Below are 14,474 nucleotides of genomic sequence, written 5' to 3'. Positions count from 1 at the left end.
GCCTCTTCTGCAGTGTTGTGTGCGTGGAGCGCTAGCAGCGCTGTGGTGCGGCGTTATGCAGTTCTGGCATCGCCTTGAGGGCAAGACGTCCGGAGATGAGGTAGCGCAGGGGCCGCGGCGCATGGGCCATGAAGAATGTTCCGATCTGATGGTGCTTGCCGTGCACGATCATGCGGTCGCCTCGCTTGGATGCCTCGAAGCCTTGCCGCGCCACAGCAATTGGGCTCATCATCGACATCTGCATGGCCAGACCTTCGGTAAATTCCGTCACGTTGCTGTTGTCGAAAATGTCGGTGTCGGTCGTACCCGGGAGGCTGACAGTCGAGTGCACGCCCAATCGCTCGACCTCTTCAGCCAGACCTTCAGAGAATTTGTGTACCAAAGACTTTCCTGCGGAATACAACACCTGGCCGGGCAAGCCGGACATTACCGCAGCGATTGATGCGACGAAAACAATCCGGCCCCAACGACGTTCGATCATCGATGGAAGCAGCAGGTGCGTCAGCTCGATACCGCTCAGTCCGATCACCCGGAGAAAAGCCTCCTGATCGGACCACGAATTATCAATGAACCGGCCAGCGATCGAATACCCCGCGTTGTTGACCAGTACATCCACAGTCGTGTTACGACGAGCCAGTTCGGTGTAGATCTCCGCGGGCGCGCCCGGCCTGCTCAAGTCGGCGGTCATCGGTGACACTGACACAGACCAATCGGCTTCGAGACGTTGCTTGAGCGCGTTCAGACGATCCAAGCGGCGCGCGACCGGCACGATGTCGAAGCCTTTTGCGGCAAGTAGTTCGCACCATGCCAGGCCGATTCCCGACGAGGCCCCGGTGACCAGTGCCGTGCGCCCGCTGCCCTCGGAGCTGCGGTCGTGCTCACCGATCGGCTTGGTGCGGCGTGCGAGCCAGTATCGGCTCTGCTGGGGAGTGATCGTGGGAGCCCAGGACGTTGCATCTGCAGCCATGAACTACGCATAGTATGCATATTGTCGGATTCTGTCTATAAGGAGCGTAGCGAAGAGGTGTCAGCTCCCATGTTTTCTCGCACTCTTGCAGGGCATGGGCGCTGGCTCCAATCGATCCGAGCCATGTGTCCGGATAGTGTGATACCCGTGAGATCTACAGTGCATTATTCGTAGTAGACTAAGGCTTTTAGACTGCAAAGATGAGTCATAGGGTTCGTCGGTGCATGCCTGTCCATGCCCAGTAGGCCACCGTCGCGGCCATTGCCCACTCAGGAGGTCCTGATGTTTCCCGGAAGTCACCCTCGCGACAAGGTTGCGGTGATCATGGCCGATTCGGGGCGCACGCTTACCTATGGTGAGCTCGATGACCGATCCGCACAGCTGGCGGCAGCCTTGCATCAGCTCGGACTACGGGGAGGTGACGTCATCGCGATGCTCGTCGACAACATCCCCGAGGCTTTTGAAATCTACTGGGCCGCAATCCGGTCTGGGCTCTACATCACCGCGATCAACTGGCACCTGCGAGCTGCTGAAGTCGACTACATCCTTAGGGATAGCGGAGCACGTGCTCTGTTCGTCTCATCCGGTGTAGGAGATCTGGCCGACGAGATCGGCAAACAGTGCACTGGAGGCGTCTCAGGATTCGCGGTCGGAGGAGCGGTGGCGGGCTGTGCCCCGTATGAGGAGCTGCTGGCCGGTGGCCATCCCCGTCTGAGCGACCAACCCAGAGGCGCAGACATGCTGTACTCGTCGGGAACCACCGGCCGGCCGAAGGGCATCAAGTCTCGATTGCCGGGCACTCAGGTCACCGATGGCTTCGACCCGCAAACAACACTCCTCACAAAGCTGTTGGGTCTCAGCGCCGACGATGTCTATCTGTCACCTGCCCCCATCTATCACGCCGCTCCGCTCCGCTACTGCGCCACTATCCACGCACTGGGGGGGACGGTGGTACAGATGGAGAAGTTCGACGCGGCAGCGGCTTTGGAGGTGATCGAGTTACATGCGGTCAGCGCCACCCAAATGGTGCCCACGATGTTTGTGCGCATGCTTCAGCTCCCGGAGGTGGTGCGAGACCGGTTTGATGTGTCCTCGCTTCGGGTGGTCGTTCACGCCGGGGCGCCATGTCCTCCCTCGGTCAAGGATGCGATGTTGACATGGTGGGGGCCCATCCTCACCGAGTACTACAGCGCGACTGAAGGTCATGGGATGACGCTCATCACTGCGCAGGAGTGGCTGGAGCGACGGGGTTCGGTGGGCCGCGCTGTGGTCGGGGAGATTCATATCTGCGACGAGCAGGGCAACGAATTGCCTGCCGGGCAGATCGGAACGGTCTACTTCGAGCGGGATGTCTCTGCCTTCGCTTATCACAACGACTCGGAAAAGACTGGCTCGAGTCGACATCCGGCGCATGGCAATTGGTCAACAGTCGGCGACCTCGGGCACATAGACGAAGATGGCTATCTCTATCTGGCGGAGCGCCAGTCCTTCGTGATTATCTCGGGCGGGGTGAACATCTACCCCCAGGAAATCGAAAATGTCCTGACCTTGCACCCCGCCATTTTCGACGTTGCGGTCATCGGCGTGCCAGATCCGGTGATGGGTGAGCAGGTCAAAGCGCTGGTGCAGCTACGCGACGGACATGCGGCGAGTAGCGAATTGGCGGGCGAACTGATTGAGTTCGTCCGCGAGAACGTCGCGCACTACAAGGCGCCGCGATCAGTTGGCTTCGTCGACGAGTTGCCGCGATCTGCGGCCGGAAAGTTGATGAAGCACAAGCTCGTCGACACCGTCGTGCAGGATGTCTCGGTCTGAGCGGATGCCCGTAGGTATTGTCCGGGATCAGACGATCCAGGTCCAGGCGTACGTGTGCTTGGGCGAGGCCACCCCGGCCACGATCTCTGCGCGGCGCACCCCCGGCAGCAGAGCAATCTCGTCGAAGACGCTGGCCACCAGTGTTGCGTCGTCGGGCGACTGCATCACCGCAACCACTTCGACAGTGTCGAGCACGCGGGTGACCTGGACAATGTCGTCCCTGCGGGCTAGCGCCTTCGCGATATCGTCGGCCTTTCCCGGCGCGGTAGAGACCAACAGATAGGCGTGTGCGCCAAGTCCTGACAACTCCACGTCGGACACGGCCTGGATGCGAAAGACCCGTTCTGCCACCATTCGCTTGATGCGAACCCGCACTGTGCCTTCGGAAACGCCGAGGTCGGCGGCAATCTGTCGGTTGCTTCGACGCGCGTTCTGCTGGAGGAGCGCGATGATCGAGAGATCCATTTGATCAACGGTGTCGCTGACTTGTGCTTCCGGAGTCGCCCCCGCCTCCGCCCGCAACAAACCCCACTTCGAGTCGTGCTTCAACACATCGAGTGCGAAGCTCCCGTGAACGGAGGTGACTCCCTTGATCTTTGGCAGCACCCGGCCGAAGAGATCGGCAAGGTGCTTCCGGTCACGGCCGAGGATGGCCACCATGATGTCGAATCGGCCGATGCAGATCGTGACACCGATCGACTCCGTCAGCTTCGCTATCTCGGTGGCGACGGCGTGCACGGGTCGACCTGCCACCTGGATCATCGCGAAGGCGAATTCGCGGTGCCCGAACAGGCGCATGTCGGTGATCGCGACCACGCGCATGACACCGGAATCTTCCAGCCGGCGCAGTCGCGCGGCCACCGTGACTTCGTTCACCTTGAGTCGAGCCGCGAGCGCTCGATTGCCGGCGCGGCCGTCGACTGTCAGCGCCTCGATGAGCGCCCGGTCGAGGGTGTCCAGATCCACCGGCTCGGTGGGCAGTCCTTGGCCGAACGTGGTGGTCTTGGCTCTATTGACGCCCGGCCGAGGTGCCACTGCGAATACCATCCGATCTGACGATTGCGGTGATGTCTCGGCACGTCACTCTACGCAATCTGGCAGGAAGTCTGGGTGAAGGTAACGGCTCTCGGATGTTGGGTGGGAGATTTGTCGCCCGGGAGTGCTGCTTAGTCAGGCATTTGCCGGAAGCAACGCTTCGGAAAGCTGCCGCCACTCATTCACCGGGAACCGGCCGAGCTCGGGGCCCATGACCTGAATGCTGACATGATCGGCGCCGGCCTCGACGTGTTGCTGAACTCTGGTGAGGATGGTGTCGAGGTCGCCCCACACGACGAGGTCGTCGACGAGACGGTCGCTGCCCCGCCCGCCGTCGATGTCGGCTTCGGTGTAGCCCAGCCGTAGGAACTTCGCGATGTTGTACCGCGTCGTGAAGTACGGGCGGAGCTGTGCGCGCGCACGTTCGCGCGCCTTGTCGGCATCTTTCTCGAAGATGACGGACTGCTCCACGCCCAAGAAAGCTTCAGGCCCCAGAAGCTCGCGTGCCTGTGATGTGTGCTCGACCGGGACGTGGTAGGTGTGCGCACCCTGGGCACGCTCGTGGGCAAGCTTGATCATCTGCGGACCGTAGGCAGCCAGCAACCGGGGCCGCGGTCCCGGTGGCACCGGGGCGGTGCAGAATGCCGAATCCAGCTCGTCGAGGAACTTGGTGACAGCTTCCATCGGCTTTATCCCTGGTCGTGCATCACCGAATCCGAGGCCCAGAACGTGGCGGCCCGGATAAGCGTCGGCGAGCAAGACCGAAGCGGCATGGGTCGCAGCGGCAGTACGCGGCCAGATGCTGGCGATGGCGTTGACGACCGTGATGTTCTCCGTGCAGGACAGCAGGAAACCGGCGTTTGTCATCGCTTCGCGGCCGAAGGCCTCCGGAATCCAGATGGCTTTCCACCCGGATTGGTCCAGCTCCTGGACCACGTCCCGAATTGCGGCAACCGGCATGAACTCGAAGTCCGCCGTCCACACCCCGTAGCGGCCTAGGTCTCTGCCTTCAATGGTGCCCACGAGCGCTTCTCTCATCCATCCGAACTCGGGTCATGTCAACGTCGCCGACTGTCACCACGCAGCGGTGCATCTGCGGGTGGCGGCGAATTCACAGCAGTGGCCGGGGACTCGGTGCCGCTCATCGATCACCCAAATGATCTTTCTCTTCTTCTCGCCGCCGCGGCGTGCCAAATCGCGCGGCCAGTCAGCGAGAGTATTACGAAAAATGTGATCAGACAACAGTGGATGCCCAAGAAGCCGATTCCGGCATGTGCTGAGCGGTACTCGGTGAGTCGTCCGGCAAGCCCTGCGCGCGTCGGCCAGGTCGTACGCTCGAAGGCATGTCTCGCCACGTGTTCGACGACAAGCTGCTGGCGCTGATCGCGGGCAACTCCCTCGGGGTGCTGGCCACCATCAAACGCGACGGACGGCCGCAACTGTCCAACGTCACCTACCACTTCGATGCGCGCGAACCCGCCATCGAGGTGTCGATCACCGAGCCGCGCGCCAAGACCCGCAACCTGCGCCGCGACCCGCGCGCCTCGCTGCTGGTGGCCTCCGATGACGGCTGGTCCTATGCGGTTGCCGAGGGCGACGCGGTGCTGAGCGCTCCGGCCGCCGCGCCCGACGATGACACCGTCGAGGCATTGATCGCCCTGTATCGCAATGTCGCCGGGGAGCACCCGGACTGGGACGACTACCGCCAGGCGATGGTGACCGACCGGCGGGTGCTGTTGCGGATGCCGATCACCCACGTGTACGGGATGCCCCCGGGCAAGCGCTGAACCGATAGGCTGCCAGCATGGCCGAGTCAGAGTCCGAACCGCAGGACGACACCAAGCGCAAGTTCCGTGAGGCGCTGGAGCGCAAGAAAGCCAAGTCGGCGGGCGGCGCCGGCCACACCGACGGCGGCAACAAGCAGCCTCGTGCGCACGGCCCGCTGGAGAACCGCCGCGAGTTCCGCCGCAAGAGCGGTTAGTCGCTGCGGGCCACCGACACTGCCGCAGCCGTTGCCGGCGAGCGGTTCTCGGGGCGCGACTCCTGGCGCAGGATCGCGGCCAGACAGCCCAGTGCCAACACCCCCACGACCGCGGCGAACACGATGCCGCTGGGCCGAAGACCCACGGCGTGGGCTGCGAAGCCCTCACTGATCACCGGTACCGAGATGGCGATGTAGGCCACCACGAAGTAGGTCGAGCTGACTTCGGCGCGCCGCTGCGCCGGGGTGCGTTCGGCGACGGCGGCCAGCCCGCGGCTGAAGCTGATGCCCTGCCCGACACCGGACACCACCGCCGCGGCGATCAGCCCGGCCAGCGACGAAAACACCAGGGCGACAACCAGGATCGCCATCCCGGCGGCCAGGATCGCACACCCGATCGCCACCGCGCGGGCGGGCTGCATCCGGGTGGCGGCGATCTGCGCAACCGCGGAGGCGGCGAAGATGGACCCCGCGATCACACCGGCCAGCGCGTGATTGTCGATGCCGACGACGGTGGCCAGGAACGACGGCGCCACCGAGGTGAACAGGCCGGTGACCGAGAACCCGGCGAACGCCGCCAGTGCGGCGGTGATGAACACCGATCGGACCTCTGATGGTACCGAAAGGCGTTGGAAACCAATGCTTCCGGTGCGACTCGAGGTCTCGGGGACGATCAGCACCGCGATGGCCGCCAACGTGGCGAGCACGATGTGGACGATGAAGGTGAGGTGCAGCGGGGCAGGGGCGTACTGGGCCAGCACCCCGGCCAGCACCGGCCCGGCACCCAGGCCGCCGATATTGGCCACCGTCGCCACCGCGGGCGCCCGGTCGCGCCAGCTCGGCGGGGCCGCCTCGATGATGGCCGCCGTGCCCGTGCCGGTGAACAGCCCGGCCGACAAGCCCGACAGCACCCGCCCCACGAGTAGCACCGGAACCGAGTCTGCGCCCAGGAACACCGCGGCGCTGGCCAGCGCGCATGCCGTCCCGGCGAGCAGCATCGGCCGTCGGCCCACCGCATCCGACCACCGGCCGAACACCAACAGCGCCACCAGCACCCCGCCGGCATAGCTGGAGTAGATGACCGTGGTGGTCAGCACGGCGAAGTGCATGCGCTGGGAGTACAGCGCATACAGCGGCGTGGGCAGGGTGGTGCCGGCCATCATCGCCGCGAAGGCGTAGGCCAGCAGCGCGAACGAGAATCGCCGGGTGCGGGTGGTCATAGTGACATGAACATCATCGACACACCATGACCATTCCCGCACCCGGCGAGATTCTCACCTCATTCAGTGGTGGGTGGCCTTCTCCGCGCCCACGCCGGTCAGTGAGCGGACCTCCATCTCGGCGTTGAGCTCCGGATCACCGGTGTCCGAGGACGTCAGCGTGCCGATGATGCCCAGGATGAAGGCCAGCGGGATCGACACGATGCCGGGGTTGGCCAGTGGGAACCAGTCGAAGTGCGCACCGGGGATCATCGAGGTCTTGGTCCCCGACACCGCGGGGGAGAACACGATGAGCACGATGCAGCTGATCAGGCCGCCGTACATGCTCCACAGTGCGCCGCGGGTGTTGAACCGCTTCCAGTACAGCGAGTAGACGATCGTCGGCAGGTTGGCCGAGGCGGCTACCGCGAACGCCAGTGCCACCAGGAACGCGACGTTCTGCCCGTTGGCCAGGATGCCCAACCCGATCGCCGCGACACCCAGCACCACGGCGGTGATCCGGGAGACCCGAACCTGCTCATCCTCGGTGACCTTGTGGTTCTTGAGCACGCTGGCGTAGACGTCATGGGCGAACGACGCCGACGCGGTGATCGTCAGGCCGGCCACCACCGCGAGGATGGTGGCGAAGGCGACGGCCGAGATGACGCCCAGCAGGATCACCCCGCCCAGTTCGAAGGCCAGCAGCGGAGCGGCGGAGTTCTGCCCGCCCGGTGCCTTGAGGATCCGGTCCGGCCCGACGATGGCCGCCGCGCCATACCCAAGAACCAGGGTGAACAGGTAGAACGCGCCGATCAGCGCGATCGCCCAGACCACGGACCGCCGGGCTTCCTTGGCAGTGGGCACGGTGTAGAAGCGCATCAGCACATGCGGCAGACCCGCGGTGCCCAGCACCAGTGCCAGACCCAGCGACAGCAGGTTGATCTTCGAGGTGGTGTTCGCGCCGTACTGGGCGCCCGGTGCCAGGACGTCGCGGCTAGAAACCCCCTTGGTGGTGGCCTCGTGCACCATGTGCTGTGCGGAGCCCAGGATCTCGGAGAAGTTCAACCCGAACTTGGCCAGCACCAGCACGGTCATGAACGCCGCACCGGCGATCAGCAGCACCGCCTTGATGATCTGTACCCAGGTGGTGCCCTTCATGCCGCCGATCAGGACGTAGACGATCATCAGCACACCGACCACCGCGATGACGAACGACTGGGCGGTGCGGCCGTGGATGTCGAGTAGCAGGGCCACCAGGCCACCGGCGCCGGCCATCTGGGCCAGCAGGTAGAACAGCGACACCGTCAGCGTCGAGGTGGCAGCGGCCAGCCGCACCGGCTTCTGCTTGAGCCGGAAGCTCAGCACGTCGGCCATGGTGAATTTGCCTGTGTTGCGCAGCAATTCGGCGACCAGCAGTAGGGCCACCAGCCAGGCCACCAGGAAGCCGATCGAGTAGAGGAAGCCGTCGTAGCCGTAGACCGCGATGGCTCCGGCGATACCGAGGAAGCTGGCTGCCGACAGGTAGTCGCCGGCGATCGCGATGCCGTTCTGCGGGCCGGAGAAGGCGTGGCCCGCGGTGAAGAACTCGGTGGCGTTGGTGTTGGAGCGGCTGGCCCGGATCACGATGAACAGCGTGATGATCACGAAGCCGACGAAGATGCTGATGTTGACGGCAGGATTGCCGATGGTGCTGCTCTGTGCGAGCAGGGTCAGGTGATTCACTGCTGGCTCCAGTGCATGTCGTTGCGGATCTTCTCCGCGCGCGGGTCCAGCTCGCGGTTGGCGAAGCGGACGTAGAGGCCGGTGATGAGGAACGTCGTCACGAACTGGCCGAGCCCGAGCAGCAGTCCGACGTTGATGTTGCCCCACACCTTGATCGCCATGAAGTCATGGGCGAAGGCGCCGAGCAGCACATAGCTGGCGTACCAGATGAGGAAGAACGCCGTCGTGGGGAAGACGAAGCGGCGCAGGGTGCGGCGCAGCTCCTGAAACTCCGGGCTGGCCTGGACGGCCAGATATTGGGCACCGCTGGGTTGGGTTTCCCGCGGTGGGATTTCGGTTGAGGACACCGCACGCTCCTGTGGTTGTGAACTCGATGGTGTTCCACAGGGTATTGAGAGGTGGATCACAGCCCTAGGGCTCAACGACGAACAGTCGCAGCGTGCGCCCAACGGTTGTGCGGGGGCGATGAGCGGTCGTGTCGAGCGGGCGCCGTTAGCCCCGGGGCACGCGCTCCACACCCATGCCGAGGCGTTCGGGCACATGCATCCGGGCGAAGGTGCGCGCCACGTCGGTCGGCACCGTGCGCCGGGTGAGTCGGCTGGCCACCACCATCGTCGCGAAGGCCAGCGGCACCGTCACCGCGGCCGGATATCCGATGAGGGTGGCCGGCCAGCCGCGTAACGCGTCGTCATCGACCCAGCCGGTCACGGTCACCAGCGCGGCGAAACCCGAGGACACCGCCCCGACCACGAGCCCTGCCACCGCGCCCGCCGCGGTGAGTCCGCGCCACCAGATGCCCAGCACCAGCAGCGGGCACAGGGTCGATGCGGCGACGGCGAACACCAGGCCGACACCGCGGGAGATCTCCAGTGAGGACGCCACCAGCGACAGCGGAATCGGGATGAGGCCGGCGATCAGCGCCACCAGCCGGAAGTCCCGGACCCGCCCGCGCAGCACATCGGTGGCCAGCGCGCCGGCGATGCTGACCAGCAGACCCGACGACGTGGCCAGGAACGCTGCGATGGCGCCCGCCGCGACCAGGGCCGCGATCAGTTCGCCGGGTAGCCCGGCGATGGCGGCCGACGGCATCAGCAACACCGCCGCATCCGACTTGCCGGTGATCAGCAGCTGCGGCACGTAGAGGCGGGCGAACACGCCGAGCAGGGTGGGGAAGAGGTAGAACAGCCACAGCAGCGCGATCACCGCCAGCGCGGTCCGCCGCGCGGCGCGGCCGTCGGGATTGGTGTAGAAGCGCACCAGCACGTGCGGCAGGCCCATCGCACCCAGGAAGGTAGCGATGATGATCGAGAACACCTGGTACAGCGGGTGTTCGCCGCCGAACCCGCCGCCGTTGTCGATCCACTGTGCACCGGTGGTCGGGGCGCCGGCCACCACTGGCGTCTGCGCCCCGGCCGCCAGCGCCAGTGTGGTGCCCGCGGTCAGGGTGTACTGACCTGGTCCGGGCAGCGCACCGCTGCCCGTCGGCCCGCGCAGCGTGACACCGGCGGGGTCGTTGACGGTGACGACGACGTCGGTGTCGATGGTGACGGTGGTTGCGTGCTCCACGGTGGGCGGCAGCGGTCCGCCTAGCTGCGGGTGCTCGATGCCGACGTGGACCAGCAACACCAGTGCCGGCACCGCGACCGCGGTGAGTTTGAGCCAGTACTGGAAGGCCTGCACGAAGGTGATCGACCGCATGCCGCCGCCGACCACGTTGACGATGACGATGACGCCCACCAGTGCCGGACCGATCCAGACCGGCACGCCCAGAAGCGTTTTCAGCGTCAACCCGGCACCCTGATACTGCGGCACCAGGTAGAGGACGCACACCGTGACCACCACCAGCATCGCCGCCCGGCGCAACCGCGGCGAGCCGAGCCGGAACTCGGCGAAGTCCGGAACGGTGTAGGCGCCGGAGCGGCGCAGCGGTGCCGAGACGAACAGCAGCAGACCCAGGTAGCCCGCGGTGAAGCCGACCGGATACCACAGTGCGTCGGCCCCATATTTGGCGATCAGCCCGGCGACACCGAGAAACGAAGCCGCCGAAAGGTATTCACCGGAGATGGCCGCGGCATTCCAGCGCGGACCGACGGTGCGGGAGGCCACCAGGAAGTCCGATGTGGTGCGCGCCAGCCGCACTCCGTATGCGCCGACCGCCACGGTCGCGACCGCGGCGGCCAGCAGCCCACCGGCGGTCAGTGCGGTCGCTGTCGAACTCACGGCGATCCGTCCTCGTCGACCACGCCGATGAAGTCTCGCTCGCCCTGCTCGGCCAGCCGGATGAACAGCCGGCCGACTCCGTACATGGCCGGGTAGACCAGCACCGCCAAGATCAGCCAGTTCAGTCGCATCCCGAAGACCGTGACGGCGGCCAGTTCCGGGAAGGCGGCGTTGAGCAACGGCAGGGCGACCATGGCGCCGGCAACCACCGTGGCCAGCCGCAGAGCCAACCCGAGCTGGGCGCGCACCAGACCGCGCACCAGCGCGTCACCGACCTCGGTCTGTTCCTGGACCTCCACCCGGGTGTGCACCATCCGGGTACCGCGACGGTGGGCCAGCACCACCCGCTCGCGTTGCGGGCGGCCCGCTCTAGTCATCGCCGCCGGGCCGGAAGGTTCGCATCGGGTCGCGGATGAGCCGGTCGCGCAGTTCGCGGGCCTGGCGGCGGCTGACGGGCAGCTCGACCGCGGGGGAGGACCCGTTGGCCCGCAGCCGCACCATGGTCGAGGCGCCCGAGGTGCGCAGCCCGGTGACCATGTTCAGGGCCACCAGATACGAGCGGTGCACCCGCAGGAAGCCGCGGCTGCGCCAGCGATCCGCCAAGGTGCTCAACGGAATTCGGACCAGATGCGATCCGGATGCCGCGTGCAGGCGGGCGTAGTCGCCTTCGGCCTCGACCCAGCCGATGGTGTCGCAGCGCACCAGCTGGGTGACCCCGCCGAGTTCGACCGGAATGGTGTCGCCGGTCGCGTCGTCGGACGGCGCCGCCGGTTCGGCACCCCGGGCGGCGGCGACGCGGCGGACCGCTTCGTCGAGACGTTCCTTGCGGATCGGCTTGAGCAGGTAGTCCAGTGCGCCGACGTCGAAGGCGGCCACGGCCTTGTCGTCGTGGGCGGTGACGAACACCACCGCCGGCGGGTGTGCGAAGTTGCCCAGCACGCTGGCCAGTTCCAGGCCGGACAGACCGGGCATGTTGATATCGAGGAAGATCGCGTCGGCGGTGCGCTCGTTGAGGATTCGCAGTGCGGAGGTGGCGTCGCCGACGCCGATCACCTCACCGATCTCGGGGTGCTCACCCAACAGGTAGGTCAGCTCGTCGAGGGCGGGCGCTTCGTCGTCGACCGCGAGTACCGACAGTCCCATCCCACCTCCCCGAGGGTTCACGCCCGCACACCGGCGCGGAACTTGGGCACCCGCATGATGACCTTGGTGCCCGCACCCGGAGCCGTCTCGACCACCAGACCGTAGTCGTTGCCGAACGCCGCGCGCAGTCGATGGTCCACATTGGTCAGGCCGACGTGCGCGGCCTGCTCGCCGTCGGCCAGCACGTCGCCGTGTCCGGAGCGCAGGGCGTCGGGATCCATGCCGATGCCGTCGTCCTCGACGGTGATCACGCAGTCGGATCCTTCGTTGCGCGCGACGATTTCGATGGACCCGCTCTGCCGGCCGGCCAGGCCGTGCCGAACGGCGTTCTCGACGAGCGGTTGCAGCGCCAGGAACGGCACCACCACCGTGAGCACCTCGGGAGCCACCTGCAGGGTGACCGACAGGTTCGGGCCGAAACGGGCGCGCTCGAGGGTGAGGTAGCGGTCGATGTTGCGCAGCTCGTCGGCGAGCGCGGTGTAGGGCCCCGCAGAGCGGAACGAGTACCGGGTGAAGTCGGCGAACTCCAGGATCAGGTCGCGGGCCCGGTCGGGGTCGGTGCGCACGAACGAGGCGATGGTGTTCAGCGCGTTGTAGATGAAGTGCGGGCTGATCTGGGCGCGCAGGGCCAGCACCTCGGCGCGGTCGAGACGGGCGCGGGAGGCGGCCAGCTCGGCCAGCTCCAGCTGGCTGGCGGCGTAGCGGGCCACCTCGCCGATGGCGCCGAGCATGCCGGGCGCGGGTTCGGCGGCGTTGACCACCACCAGCACCCCGATCACCACACCGTCGTCGTCGAGCAGTGGTTGGGCGACCACCGCCGGGGTCTGGTCGCGGGCCAGCACCCGGCGCTGCCCGGCGATCGAGGCCGCGGCGGTCTGCTGGCAGACCTTGATGGTGTGCGGGGCCCACAGGTCCCCGCCGGGGTCGGTGGCCAGCAGGGTGCCCTCGCCGTCATAGAGGGCCACGCCGTCGGTGCCGGTCAGGCCGCGCAGGTGGGGCGCGGCGCTCTGGGCGGAGTCGGCGTCGAGGCCCCGGCGCAGGGAGCGGGCGGCCAGCGCGGCGGTGTGCAGGGTGGCGTGCACGGCACGCTCGGCCGGCGTGCTGACCCGCCGGCGGGTGAGCACGGCCAGTATCCCGATGATCAGCGCGACCGCGGCAAGGGCGACCGAGACCGCGATCGCCACCGCTCCCGACATGCCGCCTCCTGCCTATTGGACGGGGCAGGCGTACTTCCGGGCCACGTCGAATACCCGCTCCTGAGCACCGGGGCCGATAACCCCCTGCGCGGCCAGCTCCAAACCGATGTAGCCCGGTATACCGCCGATGCAGGCCTGATGGGCGACCCGCCAGGCCGTGTCGGGAATCAGGTTGTAGCCGTTGCGTTGCAGGCCCTGCATGTACTGGTCGAATTCGGGCGTGCCTTGGTCGGGGATCGCGTGCGCCGGGCCGGCCAGGGCGAGAGCGGCAATGACTGCCGCCACAACAGGTGCCATCACCCTTTTCATGTCCGTCTCCTCAAGGTCTCTCCGGGATTGCTGCTCACCATCGCATATCCCGGCGACAGGAACGGCTGAACCGTCCAGTCGGTCTCGACTTACACTGACGCCATGGCCCAGCTGCAACTGACCCAGGATCCCGCGGCGGACACCCTGCTGTCCGAGGATCCGTTCGCGTTGCTGACCGGCATGATGCTCGATCAGCAGATCCCGATGGAGGTCGCGTTCGCCGGTCCGCGCAAGCTGCTGGACCGCCTCGGTGGCATCGACCCGCGCCTGATCGCCGAGTACGACCCGGAGGCGTTCGCTACGGAGTTCGCGAAAACCCCTGCGGTGCATCGCTTTCCGGGATCGATGGCCAAGCGGGTGCAGGACCTGGCCCGCGAGATCGTCGACCGGTACGACGGCGACACCGCCCGGCTGTGGCTCGACGGCGACCCCGACGGGGCCGAGGTGCTGCGTCGGCTCAAGGCGCTGCCCGGGTTCGGTGAGCAGAAGGCCAAGATCTTCCTGGCGCTGCTCGGCAAGCAGTATGGCGTGACGCCCCGTGGCTGGCGCGCCGCCGCGGGAGACTACGGCAAGGCAGGCACCCACATGTCGATCGCCGATGTGGTCGACAAGGGGTCGCTGGAACAGGTCAGGGCGTACAAGAAGAAGATGAAGGCTGCAGCGAAGGCGAAGGCCTGAGCAGTGAGATTCAGCCAAGGCGAATAACAGGAGGCACCATGAAGACTCACATCAACTGCCCGTGTGGTGAGGCGATCAGCGCCAAGGACGAGGACGAGCTCGTCGACCTGACCAAGCAGCACCTGGCTGCGGCGCACCCCGGCATGGACTACGGCCGCGACGAGATCCTGTTCATGGCCTACTAGGCCGCGTTCAGATAGAACTCACGC

The 14,474-nt window shown here is 66.3% G+C and carries 16 protein-coding genes; 5 read left to right on the top strand and 11 right to left on the bottom strand.

Going from position 1 to position 14,474, the window contains the following annotated elements; all coding sequences use genetic code 11:
• Positions 1 to 31: 31 nt before the first annotated feature.
• Positions 32 to 967 carry an SDR family NAD(P)-dependent oxidoreductase gene (locus tag G6N35_RS12880; RefSeq protein WP_163804601.1) on the bottom strand — a complete coding sequence of 312 codons (936 nt, stop codon included), beginning with the start codon at positions 965 to 967 and terminating at the stop codon, positions 32 to 34.
• 282 nt (positions 968 to 1,249) lie between these two features.
• Here G6N35_RS12880 and G6N35_RS12875 point away from each other — a divergent pair, with 282 nt between their 5' ends.
• Entirely contained in the window at positions 1,250 to 2,782 is a 1,533-nt protein-coding gene (locus tag G6N35_RS12875) for an acyl-CoA synthetase (RefSeq protein ID WP_163804600.1), read from the top strand.
• Between the two features lie 27 nt (positions 2,783 to 2,809).
• Here G6N35_RS12875 and G6N35_RS12870 read toward each other — a convergent pair whose 3' ends face one another.
• Together G6N35_RS12870 and G6N35_RS12865 are read right to left on the bottom strand one after the other, a co-directional pair.
• A complete protein-coding gene (locus G6N35_RS12870; RefSeq protein WP_163804599.1) occupies positions 2,810 to 3,748 on the bottom strand; it encodes an Lrp/AsnC family transcriptional regulator in 939 nt (312 codons plus the stop codon).
• A 204-nt stretch (positions 3,749 to 3,952) separates the two neighbouring features.
• Positions 3,953 to 4,840 carry a TIGR03620 family F420-dependent LLM class oxidoreductase gene (locus tag G6N35_RS12865; protein ID WP_197748423.1) on the bottom strand — a complete coding sequence of 296 codons (888 nt, stop codon included), beginning with the start codon at positions 4,838 to 4,840 and terminating at the stop codon, positions 3,953 to 3,955.
• 320 nt (positions 4,841 to 5,160) lie between these two features.
• Here G6N35_RS12865 and G6N35_RS12860 point away from each other — a divergent pair, with 320 nt between their 5' ends.
• Together G6N35_RS12860 and G6N35_RS12855 are read left to right on the top strand one after the other, a co-directional pair.
• Complete coding sequence (locus tag G6N35_RS12860; protein WP_163804597.1) at positions 5,161 to 5,604, top strand: PPOX class F420-dependent oxidoreductase; 444 nt, start codon at positions 5,161 to 5,163, stop codon at positions 5,602 to 5,604.
• A 17-nt stretch (positions 5,605 to 5,621) separates the two neighbouring features.
• A complete protein-coding gene (locus tag G6N35_RS12855; protein ID WP_163804596.1) occupies positions 5,622 to 5,798 on the top strand; it encodes a DUF5302 domain-containing protein in 177 nt (58 codons plus the stop codon).
• On the opposite strand, the gene G6N35_RS12850 is transcribed toward G6N35_RS12855, so the two are convergent.
• The 8 genes from G6N35_RS12850 to G6N35_RS12815 form a co-directional block, all read right to left on the bottom strand.
• Positions 5,795 to 7,018, bottom strand: a complete 1,224-nt coding sequence (locus G6N35_RS12850) for an MFS transporter (protein ID WP_163804595.1) — start codon at positions 7,016 to 7,018, stop codon at positions 5,795 to 5,797. The two genes, G6N35_RS12855 and G6N35_RS12850, sit on opposite strands and share 4 nt — an antisense overlap.
• A gap of 63 nt (positions 7,019 to 7,081) precedes the next feature.
• Positions 7,082 to 8,710: a monocarboxylic acid transporter gene (locus tag G6N35_RS12845; protein ID WP_179967465.1), complete on the bottom strand. Its 1,629-nt coding sequence runs from the start codon at positions 8,708 to 8,710 to the stop codon at positions 7,082 to 7,084.
• A 5-nt stretch (positions 8,711 to 8,715) separates the two neighbouring features.
• A complete protein-coding gene (locus tag G6N35_RS12840) occupies positions 8,716 to 9,066 on the bottom strand; it encodes a DUF485 domain-containing protein (protein WP_163804593.1) in 351 nt (116 codons plus the stop codon).
• Positions 9,067 to 9,211: 145 nt separating this feature from the next.
• Positions 9,212 to 10,939 (bottom strand): sodium/solute symporter, encoded by a 1,728-nt coding sequence (locus tag G6N35_RS12835; RefSeq protein WP_163804592.1) that lies wholly within the window; start codon positions 10,937 to 10,939, stop codon positions 9,212 to 9,214.
• Complete coding sequence (locus G6N35_RS12830; RefSeq protein ID WP_163804591.1) at positions 10,936 to 11,316, bottom strand: hypothetical protein; 381 nt, start codon at positions 11,314 to 11,316, stop codon at positions 10,936 to 10,938. Before G6N35_RS12830 ends, G6N35_RS12835 begins: the two co-directional genes overlap by 4 nt.
• Positions 11,309 to 12,082 carry a LytR/AlgR family response regulator transcription factor gene (locus G6N35_RS12825; protein WP_163804590.1) on the bottom strand — a complete coding sequence of 258 codons (774 nt, stop codon included), beginning with the start codon at positions 12,080 to 12,082 and terminating at the stop codon, positions 11,309 to 11,311. Before G6N35_RS12825 ends, G6N35_RS12830 begins: the two co-directional genes overlap by 8 nt.
• 17 nt (positions 12,083 to 12,099) lie before the next feature.
• Positions 12,100 to 13,278: a sensor histidine kinase gene (locus tag G6N35_RS12820; protein ID WP_163804589.1), complete on the bottom strand. Its 1,179-nt coding sequence runs from the start codon at positions 13,276 to 13,278 to the stop codon at positions 12,100 to 12,102.
• Positions 13,279 to 13,290: 12 nt separating this feature from the next.
• Positions 13,291 to 13,587: a DUF732 domain-containing protein gene (locus tag G6N35_RS12815; protein ID WP_163804588.1), complete on the bottom strand. Its 297-nt coding sequence runs from the start codon at positions 13,585 to 13,587 to the stop codon at positions 13,291 to 13,293.
• A 102-nt stretch (positions 13,588 to 13,689) separates the two neighbouring features.
• On the opposite strand from G6N35_RS12815, the gene G6N35_RS12810 reads away from it, so the two are divergent.
• On the top strand, positions 13,690 to 14,265 hold the full coding sequence (locus G6N35_RS12810) for an HhH-GPD-type base excision DNA repair protein (protein WP_163804587.1): 576 nt from the start codon (positions 13,690 to 13,692) through the stop codon (positions 14,263 to 14,265).
• A 38-nt stretch (positions 14,266 to 14,303) separates the two neighbouring features.
• A complete protein-coding gene (locus tag G6N35_RS12805; RefSeq protein ID WP_005147085.1) occupies positions 14,304 to 14,450 on the top strand; it encodes a hypothetical protein in 147 nt (48 codons plus the stop codon).
• Positions 14,451 to 14,474: the final 24 nt, after the last annotated feature.

Origin of the sequence: Mycolicibacterium anyangense (assembly GCF_010731855.1) — a bacterium.
Taxonomy (GTDB): domain Bacteria; phylum Actinomycetota; class Actinomycetes; order Mycobacteriales; family Mycobacteriaceae; genus Mycobacterium; species Mycobacterium anyangense.
Note: the sequence above shows the minus strand (reverse complement) of the source record. Positions and strands in the feature narration are given on the sequence as shown.